The organism is Sphingomonas sp. Leaf412, from assembly GCF_001425405.1.
GTDB lineage: Bacteria > Pseudomonadota > Alphaproteobacteria > Sphingomonadales > Sphingomonadaceae > Sphingomonas.
The window spans coordinates 956,871-983,476 of sequence record NZ_LMQP01000003.1; the positions used below are offsets into that span (position 1 = coordinate 956,871).

Here is a 26,606-nt window from a genome sequence, read left to right on the forward strand (position 1 = left end):
GCGACGAACTCCGCCACCGACACCGTCTCCGCCCGCCGCGTCGCCTCGATCCCCAGAGTCTCAAGCGTTTCAACGGCTTGCGGCACACCCTTCAAACTCTGCCGCAGCATCTTGCGTCGCTGCCCGAACGCAGCCGCGGTGATCCGTTCCAGCACCTCCAGCCGGACGCCCCCGGGCGCCGCATCGGGCAGGATGTGCACCACCGCCGACATCACCTTGGGCGGCGGGGTGAAGGCGGAACGGTGCACCGGCATCGCGATCCGCGGCGTCGATCGCCACTGGCTCAGCACCGCCAGCCGCCCGTAATGCTCGCCGTCGACCGGCGCGACGATCCGCTCCGCCACCTCGCGCTGGAACATCAGCGTCAGCGATCGCCACCACGGCGCCCAGTCCGCCGACAGCCACCCGACCAGAAGGGCGGTGCCCACGTTGTACGGCAGGTTGGACACGATATGCGGCGCGTTTTCGAACAGCGACCGCGCATCCACCTCGGTCGCGTCGCCCTCCACGACGGTCAGCCGCCCGGGATACGCCTCGCCCAGCTCCGCCAGCGCCGGGATGCAGCGCCGGTCGCGCTCGATCGCGGTCACCCGCGCGCCCGCCGCCAGCAAGGCGCGCGTCAGCCCGCCCGGTCCCGGTCCGACCTCCAGCACCTCGGCATCGGTCAGGTCGCCCGGTATCCGCGCGATCCGCGCCAGCAATTGCGCGTCGAACAGGAAATTCTGCCCCAGCGCCTTCGACGCGGTCAGTCCGTGCCGCGCGATCACCTCGCGCAGCGGCGGCAGGTCGGGTGCGGTCACGCCGCCCGCATCCGCGCCGCCGCGTCGGCCATCGCGATCGCCGCGATCATCGGCCCGGCATGCGCCTCCCCCCGGCCCGCCAGGGCGAAGGCGGTGCCGTGGTCGGGGGAGGTCCGCACGATCGGCAGGCCCAGCGTCATGTTGACGCCCTCGTCGAAATACAGCGCCTTCAACGGGACCAGCGCCTGGTCGTGATAGGCGCACATCGCGACGTCGTAGCGCTCGCGCGCCCGTCCATGGAACATCGTGTCCGCCGCCCACGGCCCGATCGCGTCGATGCCTTCGTCGCGCAGGATCGCGATGGCGGGGGCGATGACGTCGATCTCCTCGCGTCCCAACGCGCCGCTCTCGCCCGCATGGGGGTTCAGCCCGGCGAAGGCCAGCCGCGGCCGCTCGATCCCGAAATCGCGGCGCAGCGCGCGCGCGGTGACCCGCGCCTTGCCCAGGATCAGGTCGACGGTCAGCAGCCGGGGCACCTCGGCCAGCGGGACGTGCACCGTCATCGGCACGACGCGCAGGCCCGGTCCGGCCAGCATCATGACGGCGTTCTCGGGCGACACGCCGCATCGTTCGGCGACGAATTCGGTCTGTCCGGGCTGCGTGAAGCCGATGGCGTACAGCTGCGCCTTGGACACCGGGCCGGTCACCAGCGCGCGCGCCGCCCCCGACCGCGCCAGCCCGGAGGCCAGCTCCAGCGCGACGAGTGCGGTCCGCGCGCCGTCCAGATCGGCGACACCGGGCGTCACGCAACCGGCGGTATCGATCGCGAGGACCGGCAGGCCATGGTCGAACGCCGCGACCGCCTCCGCCGGTGCGGCGATGCGCGCCACCGGGCCGGGCCATACCGCGGCGACGGCACGCGGATCGCCGACGACCATGAAGGGGGGGAGCGCCGCGGCACGACGTGCCTCCCACGCGCCGGCGACGATCTCGGGCCCGATCCCTGCGGGGTCGCCCATCGCGACCACGATGGGGGCGTGGGCGGGGAAGGGGGCGACGGGCATCACGCCCGGCTCACCGATATTCGATCACCGCGTCGCGGCGCAGGTCGCGCAACGCCTGCTGCGCGCGCAGGTTGACGCGCTGCTGCTCCAGCTGGCTCTGGATCTGTTCCGCCCCCGGCATCTGCCCGGACGCCACTTCGTCGCGGCCGCACAGGACCAGCGTGCGCACGCCGTCGGTGGGCGATCCGAACGGCGGGGTCGCCTCGCCCACGTTCAGCTTCGTCATGATCGCCTGCAACGGCGCGGGCAGGTCGCGGACCCGGATCGCGTCATTGTCGACGACCTCGGCGTTCAGCGTCGCCGCGACTTTGGCGACCGACCCGCAGCCCTGCAATTTCTGGATCGCCGTGGCGAACGCCGCGGTCTTCGCGCTGGCCTGCGCCTGCGTCGTGCCTGCCGGGAACTTGATCGTCATCTGCTTCAGCGACAGCTTCGAATCGCGCGGATCCGCGGTCAGCACTTGGCGCTTGTCGACCAGGTACAGGATCGAAAAGCCGCCGGGCACCGGGATCGGGCCGGCGACCTGCCCGATCTGCATCGTCTGCGACGCCTCGGCCAGTTCGGCGGGCAGCTGCGCGCTGCGCACCCAGCCCAGGTCGCCGCCGACGCCGCGGGTCGACGCTTCGGAAAAGTTGCGCGCGAAATAGCTGAAGGGCGCCTGTCCCTTCTGGATCTCCGCGATCACCTGCCGCGCATTGGTCAGCACCTGCTGCTCGCGGTCGGGCGTCGCGGCGAGGTAGATTTCGTTCAGGTGATATTCCTCGGTGCCCTTCGCCGCCTCCAGACGGTCGATGATGGCCTTCACCTCCTCGTCGCCGACGTTGACGAACGGTTCGACCTTGCGGCGCAGATACCGGTTCCAGGCCAGTTCGCCCTCGATCTGCCGCCGCATCGACCGGTCCGACGACCCCGAATCGCGCAGGTAGGCGGCGAAGCCGTCGGGGGCGCGGCCGAAATTCTTGGCGACGCGGGCGAAGCTCTGGTCGATCTCGTCCTTCGTGATCGTGACGTCCGCGGTCCGCGCCTGCTGGATCTGCAACGTCTCGTCGATCAGCTGGCGCAGCACCTGGAGCCGCAGCCGCTCGCGGTCCTCCGCCGACAGCTTCACGTTGTTCGCCGCCGCGATCAGCGCGACGCGCTGGTCCACGTCGGTGCCCGTGATGACCGTCTCGTTCACGATCGCGGTCGCCTTGCGGACGTTGGGATCGACCTTGCCGAAGATCTGGAGGTTGGCGGGGATGTCGAGGCCGGAGTTGGCCGGGACCGACTGGTCCTCCACCGTCTGCGACCATGCGGCCCCGGCGGCGCCCAGCATCAGCGCGGAGATCGTGAACCGGCGGGCCAGTGCCCGGACCTTCGTCGTCATCATCACGTGCTTTTCGAAACCTTCGCGCCGATGTGGGATGTGTCGGCGACCGATGCCCCATCGCGCCTGAACCGCGGCTTAGCGCCCGATGTTCTTCAAGGAAAGCGTGAACAGGTACGCGTTCCCCCGGCGCGCGTCCCCGGTGCTGCGATAGTCGCGCCGCCACGTCAGCCCCAGGTCGATGCAATCGTCGCCATAGGCGATGCCCAGCCGGTGGCGCAGCGGCGTGAACCCGTCCGAGGTCGACAGGACGTCCTCCGACTTGTCGGTCAGGTCGATGATCGCGGAGCCCCACACCGACCAGTAGCGCGCGAACGCCGCCCGCCCGCCCAGGCGCACTTCCTCGCGGTCCTGCAAATCCTCCAGCGAGGTGATGTCGCGATTCAGCCGCAGATAGCCGATCGTGCCGTAGGTCGCGCGCGATCCGACGGTGGCGTCCACCTCGTTGCGCCGGATCGCCAGGTCGTCCTTGTCGAGGCGATAGCGGTGGATGAACGACACGAAATCCGCGACGCGCACCGTCGTGCGCCCGACGATATCGGAAAAACTGTCCGACAGGCCGGTGCCGTTGGGCAGGATCGAGGGCCGGCTGTCGAGGCGGTAGCTCTGCCCGATGTTGCTGGTGATCGCCACGCCGGGCAGGTCGAGCGCCCAGTCCGCGCCATACGTCACGCGGCTGGAATCCTCCCAGCGGTCGTAGCCGGGGAAGCGGTTGAGCGAGAAGAGGTTGGTATCCTCCAGGTCTACCGCGCGCGAATCCTCGTTCGGCACGCGCAGGTTGGCGATACGGGGGGAGGCGACGACCTGCACGCGCGGGGTGAAGCGCTGCACGCCGCCGAACGCCTCGCCGATCAGCGGCCATTTCACGTCCGCCGCCACCGCGCCGATCGCGCGGGTCGAGAAGCCTTCGGTCCCGCGATAGCTGACGATGTTCGTCGCGCCGGTGTTCTCGGCATTGTACACGTCGGCGCGCGCGAACGCGGTCAGGATCACTTCCTGCCCGCCCGACGTGACGCCCCTCAGGTCCCAGCGCCCGCTGGCGAAGGCGCGCTGCGTGTCCTGCCCCTCCTTCCGCCCGATCGCGAGCGTGTTGAGTTGCAGGTTCAGCGTCCCGCCCAGCACGGTGTCCGCGACGCGGCGGCGATAGTCGATCTCGGGCAGTGCGACGGGCTGCAACCCCTGCCGCTCGCCGACCCGCATCGTCTGCACCGCCCAGCCCGCGATCGACAGGTAGCTGTCGCGGTCGATCCGTTCGATCGACAGGTTGGTGCGCAGCCGGTCCTCGCGCGAGATGTCGTAGCGGCGCAGGAACGTGCGGTCGGATACCAGGCGCAGCGACCCCGACATGCTCCAGTTCGGGTCGAGCTGGAACCGGCCGACGCCGTCGATATAGCCGCGGAAGGCATGCTCCGTCGCCGACGCGAACCCGGTCGAGAGGTCCTCGCTGCGGCGGCTGGACGTGGCGTAGCCGCGGACCGCGAACGCGCCCAGTTCGGTGCGCTGGGCGTACCGCGCCTCCAGCATCGGCAATTCGCCCGAGAAGATGTGCGGCGCCACCACCAGCGACTTGTCGGGCGACAAGGCGATGTTGATCGGCAGGACCAGTTCGACGCCGTTGACGCGCGACAGGCCGATACTGGGCGTCAGCAGGCCGGTGTCGTTGCTCGCGGTGGTGGGCAGGCTGAACGACGGCAGCGCGGGGCTGGCCAGCCCGAACAGGTGGACGCGCGGACGCTCGAAATACACCCGCTCGCGGTCGGGGCGATAGGTGACGCGGACCGACGTGATCTTCCACGTCGGCTCCTTCGGGCATCCGTCGGCGTCGGCGACCGCGCACGGGGTATAGGCGGCGCGATCGAGCCGGACGGTGCCGTCCTCCTCGCGCGTACCCTTCACCGCCGCCAGCCGCCCGCCGCGTTCCAGCACGACCAGCATGTTGTCGACCACCCCGTCGCGCAGCGAATCGGTCAGGTCGATCGAATCGCCGTAGGCGACGTCGCCCTGCGGGTTCGTGACCGCGACGTTGCCGGTCGCCAGCACGCGCCCGGTCTTGCGGTTCCACGTCACCGTGTCGGCGCGCAGGCGATCGCCGCGGCGGCTCATGCGGACGTCGCCGGTCGCGGTGACGACGTCCTGCTCATAGGCGTATTCGAGCGTGCCAGCGCTGAACTGCACCTGGTCCGGGTCGGCGGCGACGGCGCCCTCGGGCGCGGGCGGCGGCGGGCCGCGATCGGTCAGGTCCTGCGCCCCGGCGTGCGACGCGGTCGTCAGGAGGGCGGCGCCCGCGAGAAGGTACAAACGCAACACGACGATCCCGCACCGGCCCCTTCGCGATCCGGGATGCGGCCGCGTCGACAGCGCCTATCGCATCGTCGCGCCACGGCTGCAACGCTTTGCCAGTCGCGACATCGCGGCGTAGGGGGTGGGAATGATCGATAAGGAACGCGCCGACATGAAGATCGCCTTCGCCGCCACCCGTCCCGCCGACGCGGGCGTGATCGCGCTGCCCGTCCGGAAGGGCGCCGCGCCGACGCTGGGGGAGGGCGATCGCGCACTGGTGCAGGCCGCCGCGGCGGCGCAGCGGTTCGAGGGCGAGGCGGGCACCGCCGCGGAGGTCTACGTCCCCGGCGCGCAGGGGGCGACGCGCCTGCTGCTGCTGGGCGTCGGCACGGGCGACGACGCCGCGTTCGAGCGCGCGGGCGGGGCCCTCACCGCGCGGCTGCTGACATCGGGCGTGACCGCGGCGGTCGCCGACCTGTCGGGCGAGGACCCGCTGGCGGTCGCGCGCTTCGCGGCGGGCGCGGCACAGCGCGCGTGGCGGTTCGACGAATATCGCACGAAGCTGCCCGAGAAGCAGAAGCCGACGCTGGCGACGCTGACCGTCGTGGGCGACGATTCGGGCTGGGCCGCGCGCGCCGCGATCACCGACGGGATCGCGCTGTCGCGGACGCTGAAGACGCTGCCGCCCAACATCCTGTATCCCGAAAGCTTCGTCGCGCGAGTCACCGCCGCGGTCGACGGGCTGGGGCTGGAGGTGACCGTGCTGGACGAGGACGCGATGCGCGACCTGGGCATGGGCGCGCTGCTGGGCGTCAGCCAGGGGTCGCGGCGCGAGGCGCGTATCCTGGCGCTGAAGTGGAACGGCGGCGGCGATGCGCCGGTCACCGCGCTGGTGGGCAAGGGCGTGACGTTCGACACCGGCGGCATCTCCATCAAGCCCGCGGCGGGGATGGAGGACATGAAGTGGGACATGGGCGGCGCGGCGGCGGTCGCGGGCGCGATGCTGACGCTGGCGACGCGCAAGGCGAAGGCGAACGTCGTCGGCGTCATGGGCCTGGTCGAGAACATGCCCGACGGCGATGCGCAGCGTCCCGGCGACGTCGTCACCAGCATGTCGGGACAGACCGTGGAGGTCATCAACACCGATGCGGAAGGGCGGCTGGTGCTGTGCGACGCGATCACCTGGACGCAGTCGGTGTACAAGCCCGCGACGATCGTCGACCTCGCGACGCTGACCGGCGCGATGATCGTGGCGCTGGGCAGCGAGCACGGCGGGCTGTTCGCCAACGACGATACGCTGGCGGAGCAACTTCTGGCGGCGGGCCGGGCGACCGGGGACCTGCTGTGGCGCTTCCCGCTGTCGCCCGCCTATGACAAGCTGATCGATTCGCCGATCGCGGACATGAAGAACGTCGGCCCGCGCGGCGCCGGCTCGATCACCGCGGCGCAGTTCATCCAGCGCTTCGTCGACGACGGCGTGAAATGGGCGCACCTCGACATCGCGGGCATGGTCTGGGCGGACAAGGACGGCGCGACCTGGGCGAAGGGGGCGACGGGCTACGGCGTGCGCGTGCTCGACCGGTTCGTCGCGGACAATTGCGAGGGGTAAATTAGGGACACCCGGCCTCCGTTCGCCCTGAGCGTAGTCGAAGGGAATGCGGTGACGTTGCCCCATAGGCTTCGACTTCGCTCAGCCCGAACGGAGGATGGTGGAAGGATATCATGCAGGTCGACTTCTACCACCTGACCGCGATGCCGCTGGAACGCGCCCTGCCGCGGATCGCGGAGCGCGTGGTGGCGGGCGGCGGCCGGTTGCTGATCGTGGCGGAGGAGGAGGCGCAGCGCGTCGCGCTCGATCGCCTGCTGTGGACCTATGCCGCGGACGGCTTCCTGCCGCATGCGCAGATCGGCGGCGCGGACGATGCGCGGCAACCGGTGCTGATCGCACCCGACGTGAACGCCGCCAACCGCGCGCGCAACGTGGCGCTGGCGGACGGTATATGGCGCGACGACGCGCTGGATTTCGACCGCGCCTTCCACTTCTTCGACGAGGGCCGGATCCGGGAGGCGCGCGCGGCGTGGAAGTCGCTGGCGGACCGCGACGGCGTCGAGCGGCGGTACTGGAAGCAGAACGAGGCCGGGCGCTGGGAACAGGCGGCGTAGCGGCGCCCGCTTGCCTCCGCCCCCGCACGCGCCTACGGGGGCGCCACTTTTGCCGCATCCCAACATCAGGAGCACGTGACCGTCATGGCCGCGAACCGTACCTTTTCGATCATCAAGCCCGACGCCACGCGCCGCAACCTGACCGGTGCGGTGACGAAGATGCTGGAGGAAGCCGGCCTGCGCGTCGTCGCCTCCAAGCGCATCCAGATGACGCGCGAGCAGGCCGAGGGCTTCTACGCCGTCCACAAGGAACGCCCCTTCTTCGGCGAGCTGGTCGACTTCATGATCTCCGGCCCCGTCGTCGTGCAGGTGCTGGAGGGCGAGAACGCCATGCAGCGCAACCGCGACATCATGGGCGCGACGAATCCCGCCAATGCCGAGCCGGGCACGATCCGCAAGGAACTGGCCGAATCGATCGAGGCGAATTCGGTCCACGGGTCGGATTCGGACGAGAATGCCGCGATCGAGATCGCCTATTTCTTCACGCCGGAAGAAATCGTCGGTTGATCGACTGGCGCCTGCGACGGGCGGGGGCGGGCGATGCCGCGCGCCTGTCGCTCGTCGCGGGCGCGACGTTTCTGGAGGCGTTCGCGGGTGTCCTCGACGGCGACGACATCGTCGCGCATGTGGCGCGCAACAGCAGTGCGGCGGCGTTCGACCGCTATCTGTCCGACGGTGCGATCGTCACGCTGGCGGAGGCCGCGACCGGCGCCGCGCCGCTGGGCTACACGCTGCTGACCGACCCCGACCTGCCGGTGGCGCCGCGCGACGGCGATATCGAGCTGAAGCGCATCTATTCCCTCGCGCCGATGCACGGTGGCGGCATGGGCGCGGCGCTGATGACGCGCGCGATCGACGACGCACGGGCCGTGGGACGACGGCGGATGCTGCTGGGCGTCTACGGCGGGAACGCACGGGCGCAGCGCTTCTACCTGAAACAGGGTTTCGCCGTGGTCGGCGAGCGCCGCTTCCGCGTCGGCGCGACGTGGCACGACGACCTCGTCTTCGCGCGAGAATTGTAGCGCGCGCGACGAAAGCCTGTCCCGACGGTACCGGTCAGGGCGTCATTTCGATGTTCTGATACCAGCCGTTCGAAAAGAGGGTCACCGTCCTGGTGACCAGCCTGCTGCCGCCGCACGTCGTCGCGTTGAAGACGACGTAGGTGATCTCCTGCCCGGTGCTCCAGAAACCCAGATTGATCGCGACCCCGTTCGCGGCCGTGACCGTGCGCGACGTCCGGTTGGGGAGGATGAACGCGATGCAACGTACCGCATTCGTGCGGTTATAGGCGGTCACCGCGATGTCCTTCAGCAGGTACTGGGCGGACGCCGGAATCGCGGTGGCGGCGATGCACGCCAGGATCGTCGCGAGCGAGGATAAACGTCGTACCATGGGCCTGGACCTTCGGTGGTGACCGGTGTCCCGCCGATACGGCCGCTTCATGTCGGTTTGACGACGGGCCGTGTCCCGTCGCGGCAGGCGTCAGCGCCCGCCCGCCTCCAGCAACCGCCGCGGCGCGGCCAGTTCCCAGCTCCGCGCGATCCGGTCGTCGACCAGCGGCCAGTCGACCTCGCCGGTAAGGTCCATCGATACCCAGCCCGACGGCCCCAGATAGGCCGGACGCGAATAGACCTGCGGCGCCGCCTCGATCAGCATCGCCTGCTCGTCCGCGCCCCCGGTACGGACGCACACGACGGTCAGGCCGTCGTCGTGGTGGTCGTCGCGGAACTGCGCGAACTGCTTGCCCGCGACGAAGAAGGTCGGCTGGCCGTGGCTCTCCCGCTCCTCGGTTTCCGGCAGTGCGAGCGCGGCCTCGCGCAGGCGGGACAACAGGTCGGTCATCGCGTCACGAACTCCTTCAGCGCGGCGGGATACAGCCGATGTTCGGCCGCCAGGACGCGCGCGGCCAGCGTGTCGGGGGTGTCGTCCGGTTCGATCGGGACTTCCGCCTGCGCCAGCACGTCGCCCGCGTCCAGCTCCTCGGTCACGACGTGGACCGAACAGCCCGCGACGCGGTCGCCCGCCGCGATCGCGCGCGCATGGGTGTCGAGGCCCTTGTAGCGGGGCAGCAGCGAGGGGTGGATGTTGACGATCCGGTCGCGCCATGCCGCGACGAAATCGTCCGACAGCAGCCGCATGTACCCCGCCAGCGCGATATAGTCCGCCCCCGCCTCGCGCAGCGCGGCGTCGAGCGATGCTTCGTAGGCGGGCTTGCCGATCCCCTTCGGCGACAGCGCGAACGTGGGGATCGCCTGCTCCCTCGCCCAGCGCAGGCCGGGCGCGTCGGGCTTGTTCGATGCCACGACGCAGATTTCATATCGCCCGTCCGCCTGTTCGACGAGCGCCTGCATGTTCGATCCCCGGCCGGAGATGAGGATGGCGACCTTCGGGACCGTCATGCGCTATGCGTCGCGGTCCAGTCGGCACGCGCGCTCCACGTCTCGGTCGATCCGCGGACGGTGCAGCCGCGCGCGCCCGCCTCGACGCGGCCGATCCTGAAGACCGTTTCGCCCGCCGCCTCCAGCGCGGCGGCGACGTCGTCGGCGGTGTCGGCGGCGACGATCACCGCCATGCCGACACCGCAGTTGAACGTGCGCGCCAATTCCTCCGGTTCGATCGCGCCCTGCCCTTGCAGGAACGCCATCAGGCGCGGGAGCGGCCAGCCGTCGGCATCGATCACCGCATGTGCGCCCTGCGGCAGGACGCGCGGGATATTCTCCAGCAACCCGCCGCCGGTGATGTGCGCCAGCCCCTTGATCCGCCGTTCGCGCAGCAGCGGCAGCAGGCTGGCGACGTAGATGCGCGTCGGCGCCATCAGATGGTCGATCAGCAGCCGTTCCTGGTCGAACAGGGCGGGGCGATCGAGCTTCCATCCCTTGTCCGCGGCCAGCCGGCGGACGAGGCTGAAGCCGTTGGAATGGACGCCCGAGGATGCGAGGCCGAGGATGACGTCACCGGCCGCGATGTCCGCGCCGGTCAGCACGTTGTCGCGCTCCACCGCGCCGACGCAGAAGCCCGCCAGGTCGTAGTCGCCGTCGGCATACATCCCCGGCATCTCCGCCGTCTCGCCGCCGATCAGCGCGCACCCGGCCAGTTTGCACCCTTCGGCGATCGAGGCGACGACGCGCGTCGCGACGCCCTCGTCCAGCTTCGCGCTGGCGTAATAGTCGAGGAAGAACAGCGGCTCCGCGCCCTGCACGATCAGGTCGTTGACGCACATCGCGACCAGGTCGATGCCGACGCCGTCATGCCGGTCGTGGTCGATCGCCAGCTTCAGCTTCGTGCCCACGCCGTCGTTCGCCGCGACCAGCAGGGGGTCGGTAAAGCCCGCGGCCTTCAGGTCGAACATGCCGCCGAACCCGCCCAGATCGGCGTCCGCCCCCGCACGGCGCGTCGCGCGGGCGAGCGGGGCGATGGCGCGGACCAGCGCATTGCCCGCCGCGATCGAAACGCCCGCGTCGGCGTAGGTATAGGGTTCGTTGCGGCGATCGGTGCTCATGCCGCGCGGGTTAGGATGTGAGGGGGCGGGGGGCAAGAGTGTCTCCCCTCAAGCCCCCTCCCCGAAGGAGAGGGGGCTTGCGCGGTGCGCGAGCCGACGCCGCAACCATTCGCCGCTTGGTTTTCCCCCGCCGCTTCGCCAAAAGGCGCGCGACATGCGTCGTCTCGTTCTCGCCCTTGCCGTCACGGCCTTCGCCGGCGCCGCCGTGGTGGCGCAGATCGAGGGCGGGGATCGCGGCGTCGCGGCGGTCGACAGCAGCCGCGATTTCGAGGTCGCGGGGATCCGCGTCGACACGAGCGGGCCGAATGCGGACGCCGCGCGACTGGCGGGCTGGCGCGAGGCGCAGCGCAAGGGCTGGGTGCAATTGTCGCAACGGCTGGGCGGCGGCGGCGCGGCGCTGCCCGACGGCGTGCTGGACCAGGTCGTCTCCGCCATCGTCGTCGACAGCGAGGAGATCGGGCCGAACCGCTACATCGCGCGGCTGGGCGTCCTGTTCGATCGCGATCGCGCTGCGTCGCTGCTGGGGATCAGCGCCTATACCAGCCGCTCGTCGCCGATGGTCGTCATCCCCGTCGTCTGGTCCACCGGCGTCGGGACCGCGTTCGAGCAGCGGACGGCGTGGCAGGAGGCGTGGGCGCGCTATCGCACCGGACAGAGCGAGATCGACTACATCCGCCCCGCGGGCAACGGGCCCGACCCGTTGTTGCTGAACGTCGGGCAGACGCAGCGGCCCGCGCGCGGCTGGTGGCGCAGCACGCTGGACCAATATGGCGGGCTGGACGTGTTGATGCCGACCGCGCGATTGTACCGCCAATGGCCCGGTGGGCCGGTGATCGGCGTGTTCCAGGCGCGACAGGGGCCGGACAACCGCCTGCTGTCGCAATTCACCCTGCGCGTCGGCGCGGCGCGGGGGCTGCCCGCGATGCTGGACACCGCGGTCGCGCGGCTCGACGGCATCTATCAGGGCGCGTTGCGTAACGGGCAACTGGGCCTCGACCCCGGCCTGACCGCGCCCGAAGCGACGCCCACTCCTTCCGCCACGCCGACGCCGGGGATCGACCCGTTCGCGCCCGAGGCGATCGCCGCCGCCACGACGACGATCACCGTGCAGTTCGATTCGCCCGACGCGGGCGCGGTCTTCGCCGTGGAGGGCGCGATGCGCGGCGTGACGGGCGTGGCGCGCGCCGCGACGACCAGCCTGGCGCTGGGTGGCGTATCGCTGATGCAGGTGGGCTATGCCGGCACGCCCGAGGCGTTCCGTGCCGCGCTGGAGGCGCGGGGGTGGCAGGTGCTGGGGTCGGGCACCACGTTGCGCGTGCGCCGCGCGCCGCAATTGCTGCCGCCCGACATCCAGCCCGACGCCGCGACGACAGGGTAGGGCGGGGGCCGACGTCATGACGCAGATCGCGCTGCCGCTGGCCTGGCCGGACGAGGGGGGCGAGGGCGGGTTCCTGGTCACCGCATCGAATGCGCAGGCGGCACGGACGCTCGAACATTGGGCGGGATGGCCGGTGATGGCGGCGCTGCTGATCGGTCCGCCGCGATCGGGGCGCAGCACGCTCGCACGCGTCTTCGCGGCGCGCAGCGGCGGTACCGTCATCGACGACGCGCAACGGCAGGATGAGGCCGCGATCTTCCACGCGTGGAACCGGGCGCAGGCGGAGCGGCGGCCGCTGGTCGTCGTGGCGGATGCCGCGCCGCCCGCCTGGGCGGTGGCGCTGCCCGACCTGCGTACCCGTTTGGCCGCCGGTCCGCTGGCGACGATCGGCCCGCCCGACGACGCGCTGGTATCCGCCTTGCTGGAACAGGGCTTCGCGCGGGCGCGGGTCGATGCGCGGCCGGATCTGATCGCGTGGCTGTCGGCGCGGGCGGAGCGGAGTCACGTATCCGTCATGCACGTGATCGATACGCTGGTCGCGGCCGCGCTCGGCGGGCATCGCCGGTTGTCGATCCCGATGGCGCGCGAAACCCTCGGCGCGTCCGCGACGTTCATCCCGGATACCCCCCCATCATGACCCGCCCCGCCAGCCTTTCCCGCGACACGCGCGACGACGATCCGTTCGAGGAGGCGGGGAGCGAGCGCTATTTCAATCGCGAACTGTCCTGGCTGGCGTTCAACCGCCGGGTGATGGAGGAGGCCTGCAACGAGGCGCATCCGCTGCTCGAACGGCTCCGCTTCCTCTCCATCTCCGGCTCCAACCTCGACGAATTCTTCATGGTCCGCGTCGCGGGGCTGAAGGGGCAGCAGACCAAGGATGTCGAGCGGCGGTCCGCCGACGGCCTGACCCCGACGCAGCAGCTGGCGGGCATCACCGCGGAGGCGGACGCGCTGCTGGCGGGACAGCAGGGCGTGTGGCGCGACGTGCGCGCCGCGCTGGCCGACGCGGGGATAGAGGTGCTGGGCCATCGCGCGATCGACGCCGCGCTGGATGCGACGCAGCGCGCATGGCTGGACACGCATTTCCGCGAGCAGGTCTTCCCGATCATCACGCCGCAGGCGCTCGATCCCGCGCACCCGTTTCCCTTCATGCCCAACAAGGGGATGGCGGTGATGTTCGACCTGGTCCGCCGGTCGGATCAGGAACCGATCCGCGAGCTGGTGATGCTACCGGCGGGGATGGCGCGCTTCATCCGCGTGCCGGGGGAGAAGGCACGCTACATCGCGGTCGAATCGATCCTGAAGCGGTTCGCGGGCCTCATCTTCCCCGGCTACGACGTGCTCGGCGCGGCCGAATTCCGCGTGCTGCGCGACAGCGATATCGAGATCGAGGAGGAGGCGGAGGACCTCGTCCTCTACTTCGCCAACGCCATCAAGCGGCGCCGCCGCGGGCGCGTCATCCGGCTGGAGCTGGAGACGAACATGCCCGAAAGCCTTTCCGCCGCGCTGCGCGACGAACTGGGCGGGGCCGACGCGATCGTGACCGAGACGGGCACCTTCCTCGGCATCGGCGACCTCGCGGCCTTGGCGGACGAGGACCGGCCTGACCTGAAATTCCCCAGCTTCACGCCGCGTTTCCCGGAGCGCGTCCGCGAGTTCGGCGGCGACTGCTTCGCCGCGATCCGCGCCAAGGACATCGTCGTCCACCATCCGTACGAGACGTTCGACGTCGTCCTGGCCTTCCTGAAACAGGCGGCGAACGATCCCGACGTCGTCGCGATCAAGCAGACATTGTATCGCGCGGGCAAGCAGTCCGCGGTCGTCAACGCGCTGATCGCCGCGGCGGAGAACGGCAAGTCGGTGACCGCGGTCGTCGAGCTGAAGGCGCGGTTCGACGAGGAACAGAATCTGTACTGGGCCAGCGCACTCGAACGCGCGGGCGTGCAGGTGGTGTACGGCTTCATCGACTGGAAGACTCACGCGAAGGTCAGCATGGTCGTCCGGCGCGAAGGGGGGGCGTTCAAGACATACTGCCACCTCGGCACCGGCAATTATCACCCCGTCACCGCGCGCATCTACACCGACCTCAGTTTCTTCACCGCCGACCCGCGCGTCGGGCGCGATGCGGCGCGGATGTTCAATTACATCACCGGCTATGTCGAACCGGCGGACATGGAGCTGATCGTCCTGTCGCCGCGCTCATTGCGCGACAAACTGATCGAGAAGGTCGACGTCGAGATCGCGAACGCGCGCGCGGGGAAACCCGCCGCGATCTGGGCGAAGATGAACAGCCTCGTCGATCCCGCGCTGATCGAGAAACTGTACGAGGCCAGCGGCGCGGGGGTGGAGATCGACCTGATCGTCCGCGGCATCTGCTGCCTGCGCCCGCGCGTGCCCGGCATGTCCGAACGTATCCGCGTGAAGTCAGTCGTCGGCCGCTTCCTCGAACACAGCCGCATCGCCGCGTTCGGCAACGGCGCCGCGCTGCCCAACGACGGGGCGGTGGTCTACATCTCGTCGGCCGATTGGATGCCGCGCAATTTCGACCGCCGCGTCGAATATATGCTGCCGATCGAGAACGAAACCGTCCACGACCAGATCCTGGATCAGGTGATGGTGGCCAACCTGATCGATAGCGAGCAGAGCTGGGAACTGGAGCCCGACGGCACGTATATCCGCGTCGCGCCGGGCGAGAAGGGATTCAACCTGCACCGTTATTTCATGACCAATCCGTCGCTGTCGGGGCGCGGCGCCGCGCTGGAGGACGGGACCGAGGTACCGACCCTGTCGCTCAGGCGCAGGGCGTGAGCCTGCTGCGGCGGCGCGCGCAGGACGTTTCGATCGAACCGCGCTCCGCGATCGTCGACATCGGATCGAACTCGATCCGGCTGGTCGTCTACCAGGGGCCCGCGCGCGTGCCCGCGGTCCTGTTCAACGAAAAGGTGCTGGCCGGATTGGGGCGCAGCCTCGCCGCGTCGGGAAGGATAGACTCGGCGTCGATGGCGATGGCCGCGACCGCGCTGCGCCGCTTCGCCGCACTGGTGCGCGAAATGGACGTGGCGACCGTCCGCACCGTCGCCACCGCTGCGGTCCGCGATGCGGCGAACGGCGCGGAACTGATCGCGATCGCGAAGGACGCGGGACTGACCGTCACGATCCTGAGCGGGGAGGAGGAAGCCGCTGCCGCGGGCCATGGCGTGATGTCGGGCATCCCCGGTGCGGACGGGATCGTCGGCGACCTGGGCGGGGGCAGCCTGGAACTGGTCCGCGTGAAGGACGGCGTGCTCCACCGACGCGTGTCCTTCCCGCTCGGCGTCCTGCGCCTCGCTGCCCTGAGCGATCCGGGCAAGCTGGACCGCAAGGTCGCGAGCCTGCTGAAGGAAACCGGGTGGAGCGGCGCGGGCAAGGGCCTGCCGCTGTACCTCGTCGGCGGGTCGTGGCGCGGACTGGCGCGGCTGGACATGGTGGCGACGCGCTATCCGCTGCCCGTCATCCACCAATATGCCATGCCGCCCGCGACGATCGCGCGACTGCGCCGCGTGCTGTCGCACACCGCGCGTGCGAAGCTGAAGACCGTGCCGGGCCTGTCGGGCGGACGCATCCCGACTTTGGGTCATGCCGCGTCCTTGCTGGGGGTGCTGCTGAAGTATCTTAAGTCCAGCGGCACGATCGTCTCCGCCTACGGCCTGCGCGAGGGGTTGCTGCATCAGGCGCTGGACGACGAGGAACGCGCGCTCGATCCCCTGATCGTGGCGACGCGGGACGAGGGGCGGCGCAGCGGGCGCTTCCCGGAACATGGCGATCTGCTCGACCGCTGGATCGCGCCCTTGTTCGGCGACGACGCGCCCGCGGCCGCCCGGCTGCGCAACGCGGCATGCCAATTGTCGGACGTGGGCTGGCGCGCGAACCCGGAATTCCGCGCCGAACGCGGCGTGGAGGTCGCGCTGCACGGCAATTGGGTGGGGATCGACGGCGCTGGCCGCGCGATGCTGGCGCAGGCGCTGTGGACCGCGCTGGGCGGGGAGACGAGCACGCCGGTACCGCTGCCCGGGCTGGCGGGGGAGGCGGCGTTGCGCCGCGCCGCGCACTGGGGCCTGGCCATGCGGCTGGGGCATCGATTGAGCGGCGGGATGGCCGGGCCGCTGGAACGCTCGAAGCTCGATATCGCGGGCGGCGCGTTGCGGCTGGAACTGGCGGCGCAGGACGCCGGCCTGTGGGGCGAGGCGGTGGAGAAGCGCCACCGCGCGCTGGTGGCGGCGATGGGTTTGGCGAGATAGGACGGGCCGCGAAGGCCGCGGCTCCTTATCCGCAGGTCAGCTTCACGATCCTGCCCGCCGCGTCGGTTTCCACGTTCAGCCGGTCCGGGCGCAGGTCCATCGTCAGCATGTCGCCGGTCCTATAACGGCGCACGGTCCGCGCGCCGCTCAGCCGCTGCGCCTCCGCCGCGGATGTATCGGCGGCCGTCCCGATCAGCCGCTGCGCCGCATTGGCGTCGCACCGCGTCCCCGGCACCGCCGCCTCGGCGGGCGGGGCGGGGGTGGTCGCGGGCGGCAGGCGCGGCGGGTTGGCGGTACACGCGGCGAGCGGGGCCATGCAGGCGAGGGTCAGGATACGCATCACGCGGCCTCCGTCCGGGTCATCTTCAATCGGCCGTCGACCACCGCGAAGGCCAGCCGCCCCTCGACCAGGTCGAGCGCGTCGCGCCCGAACTGATCGAAACGCCAGCCGTCGAGCATCGCCAGGCCCTCGCGCTGCCCCGCGGCGAGCAGCTCCAGTTCCTCGTTGCGGGCCAGCAGGCGCGAGGCGACGTCGATGTCGCGCGCGCGGATCTTCAGCAGCAGCTTCAGCAGGTCCGCGACCAGCGACCCCTCGCGCCCCAGCCCCGGCTTGCGATCGTCGCGCGCGGGCAGCTCGTCCGCGCCCAGCGGCTGCGCGCCCTCGATCGCGGCCATCAGGCGCGCGCCGATATCGTTGCCCGCCCAGGTGGCGGACAGGCCCCGGACCTTGGCCAGGTCCGCCTGCTTGCGCGGGGCGTGGCCGGCGAGGTCCGCGATCGTCTCGTCCTTCACGATCCGGCCGCGCGGCAGGTCCTTCGCCTGCGCCTCCAGCTCGCGCCAGCGCGCGATCGCCTTCAACCGGCCCAGCACGTCCGGCTTGCGGCTGGAAATGCGCACGCGCTTCCATGCCAGATCGGGATCGTTGGCGTAGTTCGCCGGATCGCCCAGCCGCTCCATCTCCTGGTCCAGCCACGCGCCGCGCCCGGTCTTCTTCAACCGCTCCAGCATCTTGGGGAAGATCTTCGCCAGATGCGTCACGTCGCCGATGGCGTAATCCACCTGCCGCGCGTCCAGCGGGCGGCGCGACCAGTCGGTGAAGCGCGCGCCCTTGTCGATCTGGATGCCCAGCCAGCTGTCGACCAGGTTGGAATAGCCGATCTGCTCCCCCTGACCCAATGCCATCGCCGCGACCTGCGTGTCGAACAGCGGGTGCGGGGTCTTGCCGGTCAGGTTGTAGACGATCTCCAGATCCTGCCCGCCCGCATGGACGACCTTCAGCACGTCCTCGTTGTCGACCATCAGGTCCAGCAGCGGCTTCAGGTCGATCCCCGGCGCCATCGGATCGATCGCCGCGGCCTCGTTCGCATCCGCGATCTGGATCAGGCACAATTCGGGGTAGAAGGTGCTTTCGCGCATGAACTCGGTATCGACGCAGACGAAGGGGGCGTCGGAAAGGCGCGCGCACAGGTTCGCGAGCGTGGCGCTGTCGGTGATGAGGGGGTGGATATGCATAAGCGGGGGGCCATAGCCCGGCGCGGCCTGCTTGACAAAGAGGGTTGTGAAGGGGAAGCGCGCGGCAACCCAATCACCTGTCACCCCAGCGGACGCTGGGGTCTCGTGCCGTAAGGACGCCCCTGCGGCCTGAGACCCCAGCGTCCGCTGGGGTGACGTAATCCAGAGATTACGTCATGCACGCCTATCGCTCCCACACCTGCGCCGCGCTGACCGAGGCGAACACCGGCGAGACCGTGCGTCTTTCGGGCTGGATCCATCGCAAGCGCGACCATGGCGGCGTGCTGTTCGTCGACCTGCGCGACCATTACGGCATCACGCAGGTGGTGGCGAAGGCGGGCAGCGACGTGCTCGCGCTGCTCGACGGGCTGCGCACCGAATCGGTCGTGACCGTGACGGGCGAGGTCGTGGCGCGCGGGGCGGAGGCGACGAACCCCAACCTCGCGACCGGCGCGATCGAGGTCGTGGCGGACACGGTCGTGGTACAGTCGGAAGCGCACGAACTGCCAATGCCGGTGTTCGGCGAGGCGGAATATCCCGAGGATATCCGGCTGAAGTACCGCTTCCTCGACCTGCGGCGCGAGAAGCTGCACGCCAACATCATGCTGCGTTCCAGCGTGATCGCCAGCATCCGCAGGCGGATGGTCGAGCAGGGGTTCACCGAGTTCCAGACGCCGATCCTGACCGCATCGTCGCCCGAAGGCGCGCGCGACTATCTCGTGCCCAGCCGCGTCCACCCCGGCAAGTTCTACGCGCTGCCGCAGGCGCCGCAGATGTTCAAGCAGCTGCTGATGGTCGCGGGCTTCGACCGCTATTTCCAGATCGCGCCGTGCTTCCGCGACGAGGATGCACGCGCCGACCGCTCGCCGGGTGAGTTCTACCAGCTCGATTTCGAGATGAGCTACGTCACGCAGGAGGACGTGTTCCAGGCGATCGAGCCAGTGCTGCACGGCGTGTTCGAGGAATTCGCGAATTGGCAGGGGAAGGGGCGCACCGTGTCGCCGCTGCCGTTCAAGCGCATCCCCTATCGCGAATCGATGCTGAAATACGGCAACGACAAGCCGGACCTGCGCAATCCCCTGCTCATCAGCGACGTCAGCGAGCGGTTCGTGGGCTCCGGCTTCGGCCGCTTCGCCTCGATCGTCGAGGCGGGCGACGTGGTCCGCGCGATCCCCGCGCCGGGCACCGCGGACCGCAGCCGCAAGTTCTTCGACGACATGAACGCCTGGGCGCAGTCGGAAGGGTTCGCCGGCCTCGGCTATGCCACGCGCAAGCAGGGCGAATGGGGCGGGCCGATCGCCAAGAACCACGGCGAGGAGAGGATGTCCGCGATGGCCGACGCGCTTGGCCTCGGCCCCGACGACGGCCTGTTCTTCGCCGCGGGCAAGGAAGCGCAGGCGACCAAGCTGGCGGGGCTGGCACGCACGCGCGTCGCCGAGCAGCTAAGCCTGATCGATGCCTCGCGCTTCGAATTCTGCTGGATCGTCGACTTCCCGATGTTCGAGTATGACGAGGAAACGAAGAAGGTCGATTTCAGCCACAACCCCTTCTCGATGCCGCAGGGGGAGATGGAGGCGCTGGAAACGAAGGACCCGCTCGATATCCTCGCCTATCAGTACGACATCGTCTGCAACGGCATCGAATTGTCGTCGGGCGCGATCCGGAACCACCGGCCGGAGATCATGTACAAGGCGTTCGAGATCGCGGGCTATACGCAGGCCGACGTCGATACGAACTTCGCGGGCATGATAAACGCGTTCAAGTTCGGCGCGCCCCCGCACGGCGGCTCCGCGCCGGGGATCGACCGCATCGTCATGCTGCTGGCGGACCAGCCCAACATCCGCGAGGTCATCGTCTTCCCGATGACGCAGAAGGCGGAGGACCTAATGATGGGCGCCCCGAACTTCGCGACGCCCAGGCAGTTGAAGGAGCTGAACCTGCGCTCGACGGCGGAGGTGAAGGGTTAGGTTGTGGACTCATAAGTTCTGAGGCGGATGCGTGTGGAGGCGAGCAGGACGGCGGCGAGGAAGTTTCGGGCGAGTTTGTCGAAGCGGGTTGCGATGCGCCGGAAGTGCTTGAGCTTGCAGAAGTAGCGTTCGACGGCGTTGCGTCTGCGATAGATGGCCGGGTCGATCGAGCGCTGAACCTTGCGATCGCGTTGGGTCGGGATGTGGGCGCATCCGCCACGTGATCGGACGAGGTCGATGATGGCCCTGGCGTCATAGCCGCGGTCGGCGACGAGCGCGGCGGCCGGCGGCAGGCCGTCGATCAATGCCTCGACCGCCGCTTTGTCAGACGCCTGGCCCGGCGAGAGCGTGACCCTGAGCGGCAGCCCATCCTGGTCGACCAGCGCGTTGATCTTGGTGCTCAGTCCGCCACGAGAACGGCCGATGGCGTGATCCGCGCCCCCTTTTTACCACCGGCGGCATGCTGGTGGGCGCGGACGATCGAGCTGTCGATCAGGTGCATCGATGCAGGCGCGCCTGCCGCCAGCGCCTCGAACACCCTGACCCAGACGCCCGCCTTCGCCCATCGGTTGAACCGGTTGTAGACCGTCGTGTGCGGTCCATAGCGCCCCGGCAGGTCGCGCCACGGCGACCCCGTCCGCAGGACGTAGAAGATGCCGTTCAGCACACGCCGGTCGTCCACCCGCGGCACACCGCGCGGCTTGTTCGGCAGCAACGGCTCGATCAGTCGCCACTCCATCTCGCTCAGATCGTATCGCGCCATCCAACGCTCCCTTCGGAAACCTTGAATCAGCTGCCGACCAACCTCGCAACCGTTATGAGTTCACGAGCCAGGACACTGGGCGAGTCATGTATGACTGTCGACACGTCGACGCATCGACATCGGGTCAGTCCGCGACGGGAACGTCGTAGGTCGAGCCGGTCGTGCCGATCGGATAGATCGAGGCGGTGAAGCTGCCCTCGACGTACAGCACCCTGCCGCCCGGCAAGGCGGCGATGAACTTGCGGTCGAACGGGTCGAGCCGGTCCCACATACCATGGGTTTCGAGGTCGGTGCGGGTCACCAGGCTGGCGTTGACGGCCTTACACGGCTCTTCTCAGAACAGGGTTTCGGCCGTGTGACCGGCATAGCGGAAGCGGATGGTGCAGGCGGGTTTGCCGCGCAGGGTGAAATCGTCCTTGCCCAATATCCGCGATCCGGCCGGGATCGGCGCAGGCTTCGGTTTCGTCGCGGACGCGCGCCTCGCCGCGGCGGGCGTGGTGGTCGGGCGGTTCTGGACCGGCTGCGACGTCGCGCCGGGTTCCGAGCATCCCGCCACCAGCGCGGCGAGCGCCGTCGTCCTGCGCCCCATCCGCGCTACCGGCCGGATTGACGTGCGAGCTTCAGCACGACCCCGTCATACCAGCTGAGCGCCAGCACGTCGTTACCCTGCGCATACAGGGTCGCCCCACCGGCCGCTTCCGGGCCCCAGTTTCCGCTGTCGCACTCGATGCCGTGCGGATCGCCCGGCGTGACGCCCAGCGCCTTCAACTGGGCGGCGAACTGCACGTCGTACGTCTTCGCCGTCGCGCCGGTGAGATGCTGCGTCACCGGCCCGTCGCACCGATCGCCGACCATGGCGCCGCCCTCTGCGGGCCCTTCCCAGGCGAGCCGGTCCGCGCTCATGTCGATCACCCGCCCCATGTAGGCCGGGTCGTCCTTTGCCATCGCCTGCACACCATCGCCGGGCGCGACGCCGACGACCTTCCACTTGCCGGCAAGCATCGCGAAGTCGACCTGCGATGCCGCCGGATCCGTCGGCAGTGCAGCAGGAGTAGACCGGGGCACCGGGGCGGCAGGGGCGGCGGTGGCCGTATTATTGGCCGTTGCCAAAGACGCTTCCCCCGTCGGCTCCCCCGTCGGCCGGGCAGGACCGCAGCCGGTCAGGGCCAATGTCAGGACCAGTGTCAGGACAGGCGCGGCAGGCCCGGCCGAGCGGTTACTTTGCATCGACCAGCACGTAGCTGAACGCCTTCTGCCCGCCAAGCGCGCCGACGAATGCGTTGAAGTCGCTCCTCGCCATCGTCTGGCACCCGGCCGACCAGGTGTTGCTGGCGCCGCCCTGATGGATCAGCATCGAGGTGCCTGCGCCGGTACGATCGATCCTGGCCGCATCGCGCGCGTCGAACAGCCCGTCGTGATTGGTGTCCCGCTCGGCCACCGTGGTCGCGGTGGCCCGGAAGAAGGTGTTGCCGAGGAACTGTCCGCCCTGCTGCACATAGCGGGTCGTGCCCGCCTGCAACCGGCCCAGGTCGTTGCGTCCGTCGCCATCGGCATCGACCGAGGATCCCTTCGCGGCCTTCGGCCCTTCCGTGGAATATTGCGCAGACGGGTCGGTGTTTCCGGCGAAGACGCGCGCATGGGCCGTGCCCCCGGCATCCTTCCACACCACGGCGATGCTGTCGTCATAGACGCCCTTCCCGCCGTTGTCGTGCGCATCGGTCGGCGTGCGAAGCGCCACGACCACCTTCCGTCCGGCGGCCAGATCAGCCTTCGCCCGCGCATCGCCGCTGCTTTCGACAATGCCGGCAAGTACCCCCGCGCTCCTCGCCTGCACGCCGTCCGTCGCCGCCACCGGCGGAGCCGGGGCCGCCGTCGGCCTCGCCTCGCCGCTGCCCGGGGTGTTGAACAGGGCCACTTCGTCGTTGCGACGATTGACGAGTCCCTGGTTCACCTTGCCGTCGGACTTGTTCCACAGCTTCATCGCTTCGGCCGCCCCGGCGCTGTCGCCGGCGTTCAGCCTGGCCAGCGCGCTGCTGCCGTCGAAACCCTTGATGCCGATATTATAGGCGAACGAGACCATCGCATCGAACTGGTTCTGCGTGACCGGGACGGTGATCTTGCCGCGAACATGGTCGGCATAGCCCTGCACCGTGTTGGTCAGCAACTGGCGCTCCTGCGTCTTGTTCAGGCTGACGAGGCTGCGATTGCCGGTCGCGAAATCGCGTGCGTCCGCGCCGGACAGGCCGGCGCCTTTGGCCACCTTCGCCGCCGTATCGACATCGACGCCGATCGCGGTGAGGTCGCGGATGACCTGTCCCTCGCTCTTGCCCTTCATGTCGTATCCAGGCCCCAGGGTCACGCCGCTTGCGCCCTTCGGCCAGTGCAGGCGGTTGGACACGCCGGCCTGTGCCTCGTGATCGTAGAGGAAGTCCTTTCCTTTCTCGGACAGTCCGCCGCTCGACGCCGTCGCCGGCCCGCCCCGTGCCGCAACCCGCGCTTCCGCCGCGACCGATGCACCGGCCGCCAGCGTCAGGGTCTGGCCGACGTCCAGCCGGTCGGGATCGCGCAGGCCGTTGATCCGCGCCAGCGTCGCGACGTCGCTGCCGTGGCGGGCGGCGATCCTGGACAGGGTGTCGCCTGCCTTCACCTGATAGCTTACTTCCGCCTTGGCCTTCGCCGGCGGTGTCGGCGCGGTTCCGGGCGGAGCGGCGAAACGATCGAGCGGCGAAGGCTGGGCCAGCAGCCTGTCCAGCCTGGATGCGATATTATCCAGCCCAAGCGCCCTCGCACCTGCCTGAAGCTCTTCACCGATCGCGTCCAGCAGGCCCTGTGCCCGCGCCCCGACACCGGATCCGCCCTGACCTTCGATGTTCGTCGCCATGGCACGTTCCTCGATTGAACCGGCCATATGGATATCAGCGTCGGCGGAGCGTCACGATAACCGTTCCGACTAGGACCGACCGTCCTTCACCCGATCGACATCCCGCAGCTCACGAGAAGGCGAATGCCGATCCGACCCGGGGCCCCGGGCCAGCGCGCGACGTAGGGATCGACGATCAGGCCCGTACCGCCACCCTGCGGGTCGCCTCTCGCATCCGGCGCATGGACCGTGCGTTATATCCCCATGGCCTGCACCGTTCCTTGTCGCACTTCCGGTTGCTCCTCGCTGGCAGCCGCAGCGGGTCAGGCCGCGCGGGTCGCGCTCGCGGCCTTGTCGCTGACGGCGTGCGGGCCCGCGTCGGTCGCGCCGGGCAATGCGGCCGAGGCAGCTGCCTCGCCTACCCCGACCCCGACCACGACCCCGACCCCGGCCCTGGCCCTGGCCCTGACCCCGATCCGCGCCGCGGACTGCGAACCCGATGCGCCGCAAAGCCCGTGCCCGATCGTCGGCCATTGGCGGATCGCGAAGGTCTATGTCCCCGGCGCAGGCAATCCGCTGGCGGACGATCGCGCGATGGTCGGCGCGACGCTGACCGTCACGCCCAACGGGGCCGGCCCGGGCGCGCTGCGTTGGGACGGGCCGGACACCGGGCAGTTCGATATCCGCGACGTGTGCACCGGGCCTTTCCTCAGCGCGCAGGGCGTCCCCGCGGGCGACGTGGCCGCGCGCCGCACGCTGGCCGCCGCGCTCGCCGCCTGGGGCGTGCCTGCGGACGCCGCAGCGGCGCGCATGCTTGAGTGCGACCAGGGGCAATGGGCCGTTCCCGACACCACGGGCGGTCATGGCCTGGTCCTGCCGATGGGGGCTCGCGTGGCGATCCAGTGGTACGAGGGCCGCTTCCTGCTGCTGGAGCGCCGCGCCTTAGGTGTTTGATCCCACGGTTTGATGGTGTGATCCTTTCGTTGGAATGGAAGGAAGCCGTATGGGACAGGTTCGTCACGGGAGCGCCACGACCACGCACGCCGTCCGAGCAGCAATACAGCGATCGCAGGCTTCGCTCGCGACGTTGAGCCGAGAGCTGGGGATCAACCCGAAGACGGTCGCGAAGTGGCGCAAGAGAGCGACGGTCGATGATCTGAAGACCGGGCCGAAGGCCCCTCATTCTACGACCCTGACTGAAGCCGAGGAAGCGATGGTTGCGGCGTTCCGGCGCCACACGCTGCTGGCGCTCGACGACTGCCTCTACGCCCTGCAGCCATCGATCCCGCACCTGACACGCTCAGCGCTGCATCGGTGCCTGCAGCGGCACGGCATCTCACGGTTACCGGATATCGAGGGCGACAAGCCGAAGCGGCAGCGCTTCAAGCGCTACCCCATCGGTTTCTTCCATATGGACATCGCCGAGGTGCAGACCGCCGAAGGCAAGCTGTATCTGTTCGTTGGCATCGATCGCACCAGCAAGTTCGCGGTCACCCAGTTGGTAGACAAGGCTGACAGGCGAACGGCGTGGGAGTTCCTCGAGCACCTGCTGAAAGCCGTGCCCTACCGGATCCATATCATCCTGACTGATAATGGCATCCAGTTTGCCGAGCAGCCGCGCAACCGAAACACCGCCTGGTCGCGTCAGATGCGCTTCGACATGATCTGCGAGGCGAACGACATCGAACACCGCCTCACGAAACCCAACCACCCTTGGACGAACGGTCAGGTCGAGCGGATGAACCGGACCATCAAGGAAGCGACCGTCAAACGCTTCCACTACGAAAGCCACAACCAGCTCCGGACGCACCTCGCCGACTTCATGGCCGCTTATAACTTCGCCCGCCGGCTCAAGACACTGAGCGGCCTCACACCCTACGAATACATCGCCAAAATCTGGACGTCAGAGCCAGACCGGTTCATCGTCAACCCGATCCACCAGATGCCGGGACTAAACACCTAAGTCCATTTGTGTTCCTGCGAACGCAGGAACCCAGGGTTGCGAACGGACACGTTCTTGGCTCTGGGTTTCTGCGTCCGCAGGAACGCACAAGAGGTTACGCCACCTCGAACCGGTCGTCCTCGCCCAGCACGTGCAGCTTGCCGTCGGCGATCGCGAAGATCGCGCCGCGCAGTTCCAGCTTCCCCGCCTCGACGCGCTCCTTCACGAACGGGAAGGTCATGAGGTTGGCAAGCGAGGTGCGGACGCCTTCCTGTTCCAGCGCCGTCTGCCCGTCCGGGCCCTTCCCGTGCCTCGCCACCACCCGGTCGCGCGCGTCGTCCAGCAGGTGGATCCAGCTGGCGACGAAGCCGCCTTCGCCGGGTGCGGCATCCTTCAGGTCGCCCGACAGCGCCGCCTTCACGCCGCCGCACGCGCCGTGGCCCAGGACGACGATCTCCTCCACGCCCAGCACCGTCACCGCAAATTCCAATGCCGCGGACACCCCGTGCAGGCCGCCGCTGGAATCGAACGGCGGCACCAGATTGGCGACGTTGCGGACGACGAACACCTCGCCCGGACGGCTGCCGAAGATCGTCGCCGGCTCGACCCGGCTGTCGGAACAGGCGATCAGCATCACCTTGGGTGACTGGCCCGCCGCCAGTTCGGCCCAGCGCTCGCGCTCTTCCTGCCATTCCGTGTCGCGGAAACGGTGATATCCGTCGATCAGATCGGAAAACTTGCTCACGTCTCTAACACCCTTTCGTTGTTTCGTGGCCATGCAGACGCTATCTGCAC

General features: G+C 69.4%; 27 protein-coding genes. 11 read left to right on the forward strand and 16 right to left on the reverse strand.

The window, feature by feature from the left end; genetic code table 11:
* From rsmA to ASG29_RS11745, 4 genes are all read right to left on the reverse strand, one after another.
* Positions 1 to 800, reverse strand: an 800-nt coding sequence (gene rsmA / locus ASG29_RS11730) for a 16S rRNA (adenine(1518)-N(6)/adenine(1519)-N(6))-dimethyltransferase RsmA (RefSeq protein WP_055985530.1), incomplete at its 3' end; no start/stop codon positions are given.
* Positions 797 to 1,804 carry a 4-hydroxythreonine-4-phosphate dehydrogenase PdxA gene (gene pdxA / locus ASG29_RS11735; RefSeq protein ID WP_055984004.1) on the reverse strand — a complete coding sequence of 336 codons (1,008 nt, stop codon included), beginning with the start codon at positions 1,802 to 1,804 and terminating at the stop codon, positions 797 to 799. The genes rsmA and pdxA, both read right to left, overlap by 4 nt.
* A gap of 10 nt (positions 1,805 to 1,814) precedes the next feature.
* The gene (locus tag ASG29_RS11740; protein ID WP_055984009.1) at positions 1,815 to 3,173 is read right to left on the reverse strand and encodes a peptidylprolyl isomerase; all 1,359 of its coding nucleotides are present in this window, start codon (positions 3,171 to 3,173) and stop codon (positions 1,815 to 1,817) included.
* A 75-nt stretch (positions 3,174 to 3,248) separates the two neighbouring features.
* Positions 3,249 to 5,477 (reverse strand): LPS-assembly protein LptD, encoded by a 2,229-nt coding sequence (locus ASG29_RS11745; protein WP_055984013.1) that lies wholly within the window; start codon positions 5,475 to 5,477, stop codon positions 3,249 to 3,251.
* Between the two features lie 145 nt (positions 5,478 to 5,622).
* Here ASG29_RS11745 and ASG29_RS11750 point away from each other — a divergent pair, with 145 nt between their 5' ends.
* From ASG29_RS11750 to ASG29_RS11765, 4 genes are all read left to right on the forward strand, one after another.
* Positions 5,623 to 7,059: a leucyl aminopeptidase gene (locus tag ASG29_RS11750; protein WP_055985533.1), complete on the forward strand. Its 1,437-nt coding sequence runs from the start codon at positions 5,623 to 5,625 to the stop codon at positions 7,057 to 7,059.
* 113 nt (positions 7,060 to 7,172) lie between these two features.
* Positions 7,173 to 7,613, forward strand: coding sequence for a DNA polymerase III subunit chi (locus ASG29_RS11755; protein WP_055984017.1), 441 nt, complete (start codon positions 7,173 to 7,175; stop codon positions 7,611 to 7,613).
* Positions 7,614 to 7,697: 84 nt separating this feature from the next.
* Positions 7,698 to 8,120: a nucleoside-diphosphate kinase gene (gene ndk / locus ASG29_RS11760; RefSeq protein ID WP_055984020.1), complete on the forward strand. Its 423-nt coding sequence runs from the start codon at positions 7,698 to 7,700 to the stop codon at positions 8,118 to 8,120.
* Positions 8,120 to 8,635, forward strand: a complete 516-nt coding sequence (locus ASG29_RS11765) for a GNAT family N-acetyltransferase (RefSeq protein ID WP_200932514.1) — start codon at positions 8,120 to 8,122, stop codon at positions 8,633 to 8,635. The genes ndk and ASG29_RS11765 overlap by 1 nt, the downstream gene beginning before the upstream one ends.
* A 34-nt stretch (positions 8,636 to 8,669) precedes the next feature.
* Here the strand turns inward: ASG29_RS11765 and ASG29_RS11770 are convergent, their stop codons facing one another.
* From ASG29_RS11770 to purM, 4 genes are all read right to left on the reverse strand, one after another.
* Entirely contained in the window at positions 8,670 to 9,005 is a 336-nt protein-coding gene (locus ASG29_RS11770; RefSeq protein WP_055984028.1) for a hypothetical protein, read from the reverse strand.
* A 90-nt stretch (positions 9,006 to 9,095) separates the two neighbouring features.
* Complete coding sequence (locus ASG29_RS11775; protein WP_055984031.1) at positions 9,096 to 9,455, reverse strand: MmcQ/YjbR family DNA-binding protein; 360 nt, start codon at positions 9,453 to 9,455, stop codon at positions 9,096 to 9,098.
* Positions 9,452 to 10,012 (reverse strand): phosphoribosylglycinamide formyltransferase, encoded by a 561-nt coding sequence (purN, locus tag ASG29_RS11780; protein WP_055984034.1) that lies wholly within the window; start codon positions 10,010 to 10,012, stop codon positions 9,452 to 9,454. The genes ASG29_RS11775 and purN overlap by 4 nt, the downstream gene beginning before the upstream one ends.
* Positions 10,009 to 11,112 (reverse strand): phosphoribosylformylglycinamidine cyclo-ligase, encoded by a 1,104-nt coding sequence (gene purM / locus ASG29_RS11785; RefSeq protein ID WP_055984037.1) that lies wholly within the window; start codon positions 11,110 to 11,112, stop codon positions 10,009 to 10,011. The genes purN and purM overlap by 4 nt, the downstream gene beginning before the upstream one ends.
* 154 nt (positions 11,113 to 11,266) lie before the next feature.
* Here purM and ASG29_RS11790 point away from each other — a divergent pair, with 154 nt between their 5' ends.
* The 4 genes from ASG29_RS11790 to ASG29_RS11805 are packed head-to-tail and all read left to right on the forward strand — an operon-like array spanning position 11,267 to position 16,767.
* Entirely contained in the window at positions 11,267 to 12,490 is a 1,224-nt protein-coding gene (locus ASG29_RS11790) for a hypothetical protein (RefSeq protein ID WP_055984040.1), read from the forward strand.
* A gap of 16 nt (positions 12,491 to 12,506) precedes the next feature.
* The gene (locus tag ASG29_RS11795) at positions 12,507 to 13,127 is read left to right on the forward strand and encodes a DnaA ATPase domain-containing protein (RefSeq protein WP_055984043.1); all 621 of its coding nucleotides are present in this window, start codon (positions 12,507 to 12,509) and stop codon (positions 13,125 to 13,127) included.
* Positions 13,124 to 15,298: an RNA degradosome polyphosphate kinase gene (locus tag ASG29_RS11800; RefSeq protein WP_055984047.1), complete on the forward strand. Its 2,175-nt coding sequence runs from the start codon at positions 13,124 to 13,126 to the stop codon at positions 15,296 to 15,298. Before ASG29_RS11795 ends, ASG29_RS11800 begins: the two co-directional genes overlap by 4 nt.
* Positions 15,295 to 16,767, forward strand: coding sequence for a Ppx/GppA family phosphatase (locus ASG29_RS11805; protein WP_200932450.1), 1,473 nt, complete (start codon positions 15,295 to 15,297; stop codon positions 16,765 to 16,767). Before ASG29_RS11800 ends, ASG29_RS11805 begins: the two co-directional genes overlap by 4 nt.
* 25 nt (positions 16,768 to 16,792) lie before the next feature.
* Here the strand turns inward: ASG29_RS11805 and ASG29_RS11810 are convergent, their stop codons facing one another.
* Together ASG29_RS11810 and rnd are read right to left on the reverse strand one after the other, a co-directional pair.
* A complete protein-coding gene (locus tag ASG29_RS11810; protein WP_055984049.1) occupies positions 16,793 to 17,107 on the reverse strand; it encodes an I78 family peptidase inhibitor in 315 nt (104 codons plus the stop codon).
* A complete protein-coding gene (gene rnd / locus ASG29_RS11815) occupies positions 17,107 to 18,279 on the reverse strand; it encodes a ribonuclease D (protein WP_055984051.1) in 1,173 nt (390 codons plus the stop codon). Before rnd ends, ASG29_RS11810 begins: the two co-directional genes overlap by 1 nt.
* Before the next feature lie 176 nt (positions 18,280 to 18,455).
* Here rnd and aspS point away from each other — a divergent pair, with 176 nt between their 5' ends.
* Positions 18,456 to 20,246 carry an aspartate--tRNA ligase gene (aspS, locus tag ASG29_RS11820; RefSeq protein WP_055984054.1) on the forward strand — a complete coding sequence of 597 codons (1,791 nt, stop codon included), beginning with the start codon at positions 18,456 to 18,458 and terminating at the stop codon, positions 20,244 to 20,246.
* Here aspS and ASG29_RS16455 read toward each other — a convergent pair.
* The 5 genes from ASG29_RS16455 to ASG29_RS11845 all read right to left on the reverse strand — a co-directional run bounded on the left by ASG29_RS16455 (position 20,243) and on the right by ASG29_RS11845 (position 23,890).
* Positions 20,243 to 21,009, reverse strand: a protein-coding gene (locus tag ASG29_RS16455) for an IS5 family transposase (RefSeq protein WP_156457988.1) whose coding sequence is annotated in 2 segments (ribosomal slippage) — positions 20,243 to 20,685 and positions 20,685 to 21,009 — 768 coding nt in all. Because the reading frame shifts where the segments join, the coding sequence is not laid out codon by codon here. The genes aspS and ASG29_RS16455 overlap by 4 nt on opposite strands.
* Positions 21,010 to 21,133: 124 nt before the next feature.
* Entirely contained in the window at positions 21,134 to 21,310 is a 177-nt protein-coding gene (locus ASG29_RS16755; RefSeq protein WP_156457989.1) for a hypothetical protein, read from the reverse strand.
* Positions 21,311 to 21,343: 33 nt separating this feature from the next.
* A complete protein-coding gene (locus ASG29_RS11835) occupies positions 21,344 to 21,598 on the reverse strand; it encodes a hypothetical protein (RefSeq protein ID WP_055984059.1) in 255 nt (84 codons plus the stop codon).
* Positions 21,599 to 21,603: 5 nt separating this feature from the next.
* Positions 21,604 to 22,119 carry a hypothetical protein gene (locus ASG29_RS11840; protein WP_156457990.1) on the reverse strand — a complete coding sequence of 172 codons (516 nt, stop codon included), beginning with the start codon at positions 22,117 to 22,119 and terminating at the stop codon, positions 21,604 to 21,606.
* Between the two features lie 106 nt (positions 22,120 to 22,225).
* Positions 22,226 to 23,890 carry a glycoside hydrolase family protein gene (locus tag ASG29_RS11845; protein ID WP_055984065.1) on the reverse strand — a complete coding sequence of 555 codons (1,665 nt, stop codon included), beginning with the start codon at positions 23,888 to 23,890 and terminating at the stop codon, positions 22,226 to 22,228.
* A gap of 243 nt (positions 23,891 to 24,133) precedes the next feature.
* On the opposite strand from ASG29_RS11845, the gene ASG29_RS11850 reads away from it, so the two are divergent.
* Together ASG29_RS11850 and ASG29_RS11855 are read left to right on the forward strand one after the other, a co-directional pair.
* Entirely contained in the window at positions 24,134 to 24,823 is a 690-nt protein-coding gene (locus ASG29_RS11850; protein WP_156457991.1) for a hypothetical protein, read from the forward strand.
* A 49-nt stretch (positions 24,824 to 24,872) separates the two neighbouring features.
* Positions 24,873 to 25,832, forward strand: a complete 960-nt coding sequence (locus tag ASG29_RS11855; RefSeq protein WP_055984071.1) for an IS481 family transposase — start codon at positions 24,873 to 24,875, stop codon at positions 25,830 to 25,832.
* 94 nt (positions 25,833 to 25,926) lie between these two features.
* Here ASG29_RS11855 and ASG29_RS11860 read toward each other — a convergent pair whose 3' ends face one another.
* Entirely contained in the window at positions 25,927 to 26,556 is a 630-nt protein-coding gene (locus tag ASG29_RS11860; protein ID WP_055984074.1) for a carbonic anhydrase, read from the reverse strand.
* Positions 26,557 to 26,606 lie beyond the last annotated feature (50 nt).

Excerpts from the sequence above, each read along its gene's own strand:
- rnd (WP_055984051.1), bottom strand. The coding sequence starts at position 18,279 with ATGCATATCCACCCCCTCATCACCGACAGCGCCACGCTCGCGAACCTG.
- ASG29_RS11810 (WP_055984049.1), bottom strand. The coding sequence starts at position 17,107 with ATGCGTATCCTGACCCTCGCCTGCATGGCCCCGCTCGCCGCGTGTACC.
- ASG29_RS11835 (WP_055984059.1), bottom strand. The coding sequence starts at position 21,598 with ATGGGGCGCAGGACGACGGCGCTCGCCGCGCTGGTGGCGGGATGCTCG.
- ASG29_RS11850 (WP_156457991.1), top strand. The coding sequence starts at position 24,134 with ATGGCCTGCACCGTTCCTTGTCGCACTTCCGGTTGCTCCTCGCTGGCA.
- ASG29_RS11790 (WP_055984040.1), top strand. The coding sequence starts at position 11,267 with ATGCGTCGTCTCGTTCTCGCCCTTGCCGTCACGGCCTTCGCCGGCGCC.
- ASG29_RS11845 (WP_055984065.1), bottom strand. The coding sequence starts at position 23,890 with ATGGCGACGAACATCGAAGGTCAGGGCGGATCCGGTGTCGGGGCGCGG.
- purM (WP_055984037.1), bottom strand. The coding sequence starts at position 11,112 with ATGAGCACCGATCGCCGCAACGAACCCTATACCTACGCCGACGCGGGC.
- ASG29_RS11750 (WP_055985533.1), top strand. The coding sequence starts at position 5,623 with ATGAAGATCGCCTTCGCCGCCACCCGTCCCGCCGACGCGGGCGTGATC.
- ndk (WP_055984020.1), top strand. The coding sequence starts at position 7,698 with ATGGCCGCGAACCGTACCTTTTCGATCATCAAGCCCGACGCCACGCGC.
- ASG29_RS11770 (WP_055984028.1), bottom strand. The coding sequence starts at position 9,005 with ATGGTACGACGTTTATCCTCGCTCGCGACGATCCTGGCGTGCATCGCC.
- purN (WP_055984034.1), bottom strand. The coding sequence starts at position 10,012 with ATGACGGTCCCGAAGGTCGCCATCCTCATCTCCGGCCGGGGATCGAAC.
- ASG29_RS11855 (WP_055984071.1), top strand. The coding sequence starts at position 24,873 with ATGGGACAGGTTCGTCACGGGAGCGCCACGACCACGCACGCCGTCCGA.
- ASG29_RS11740 (WP_055984009.1), bottom strand. The coding sequence starts at position 3,173 with ATGATGACGACGAAGGTCCGGGCACTGGCCCGCCGGTTCACGATCTCC.
- ASG29_RS11775 (WP_055984031.1), bottom strand. The coding sequence starts at position 9,455 with ATGACCGACCTGTTGTCCCGCCTGCGCGAGGCCGCGCTCGCACTGCCG.
- ASG29_RS11795 (WP_055984043.1), top strand. The coding sequence starts at position 12,507 with ATGACGCAGATCGCGCTGCCGCTGGCCTGGCCGGACGAGGGGGGCGAG.
- ASG29_RS11755 (WP_055984017.1), top strand. The coding sequence starts at position 7,173 with ATGCAGGTCGACTTCTACCACCTGACCGCGATGCCGCTGGAACGCGCC.
- ASG29_RS11800 (WP_055984047.1), top strand. The coding sequence starts at position 13,124 with ATGACCCGCCCCGCCAGCCTTTCCCGCGACACGCGCGACGACGATCCG.
- pdxA (WP_055984004.1), bottom strand. The coding sequence starts at position 1,804 with ATGCCCGTCGCCCCCTTCCCCGCCCACGCCCCCATCGTGGTCGCGATG.
- aspS (WP_055984054.1), top strand. The coding sequence starts at position 18,456 with ATGCACGCCTATCGCTCCCACACCTGCGCCGCGCTGACCGAGGCGAAC.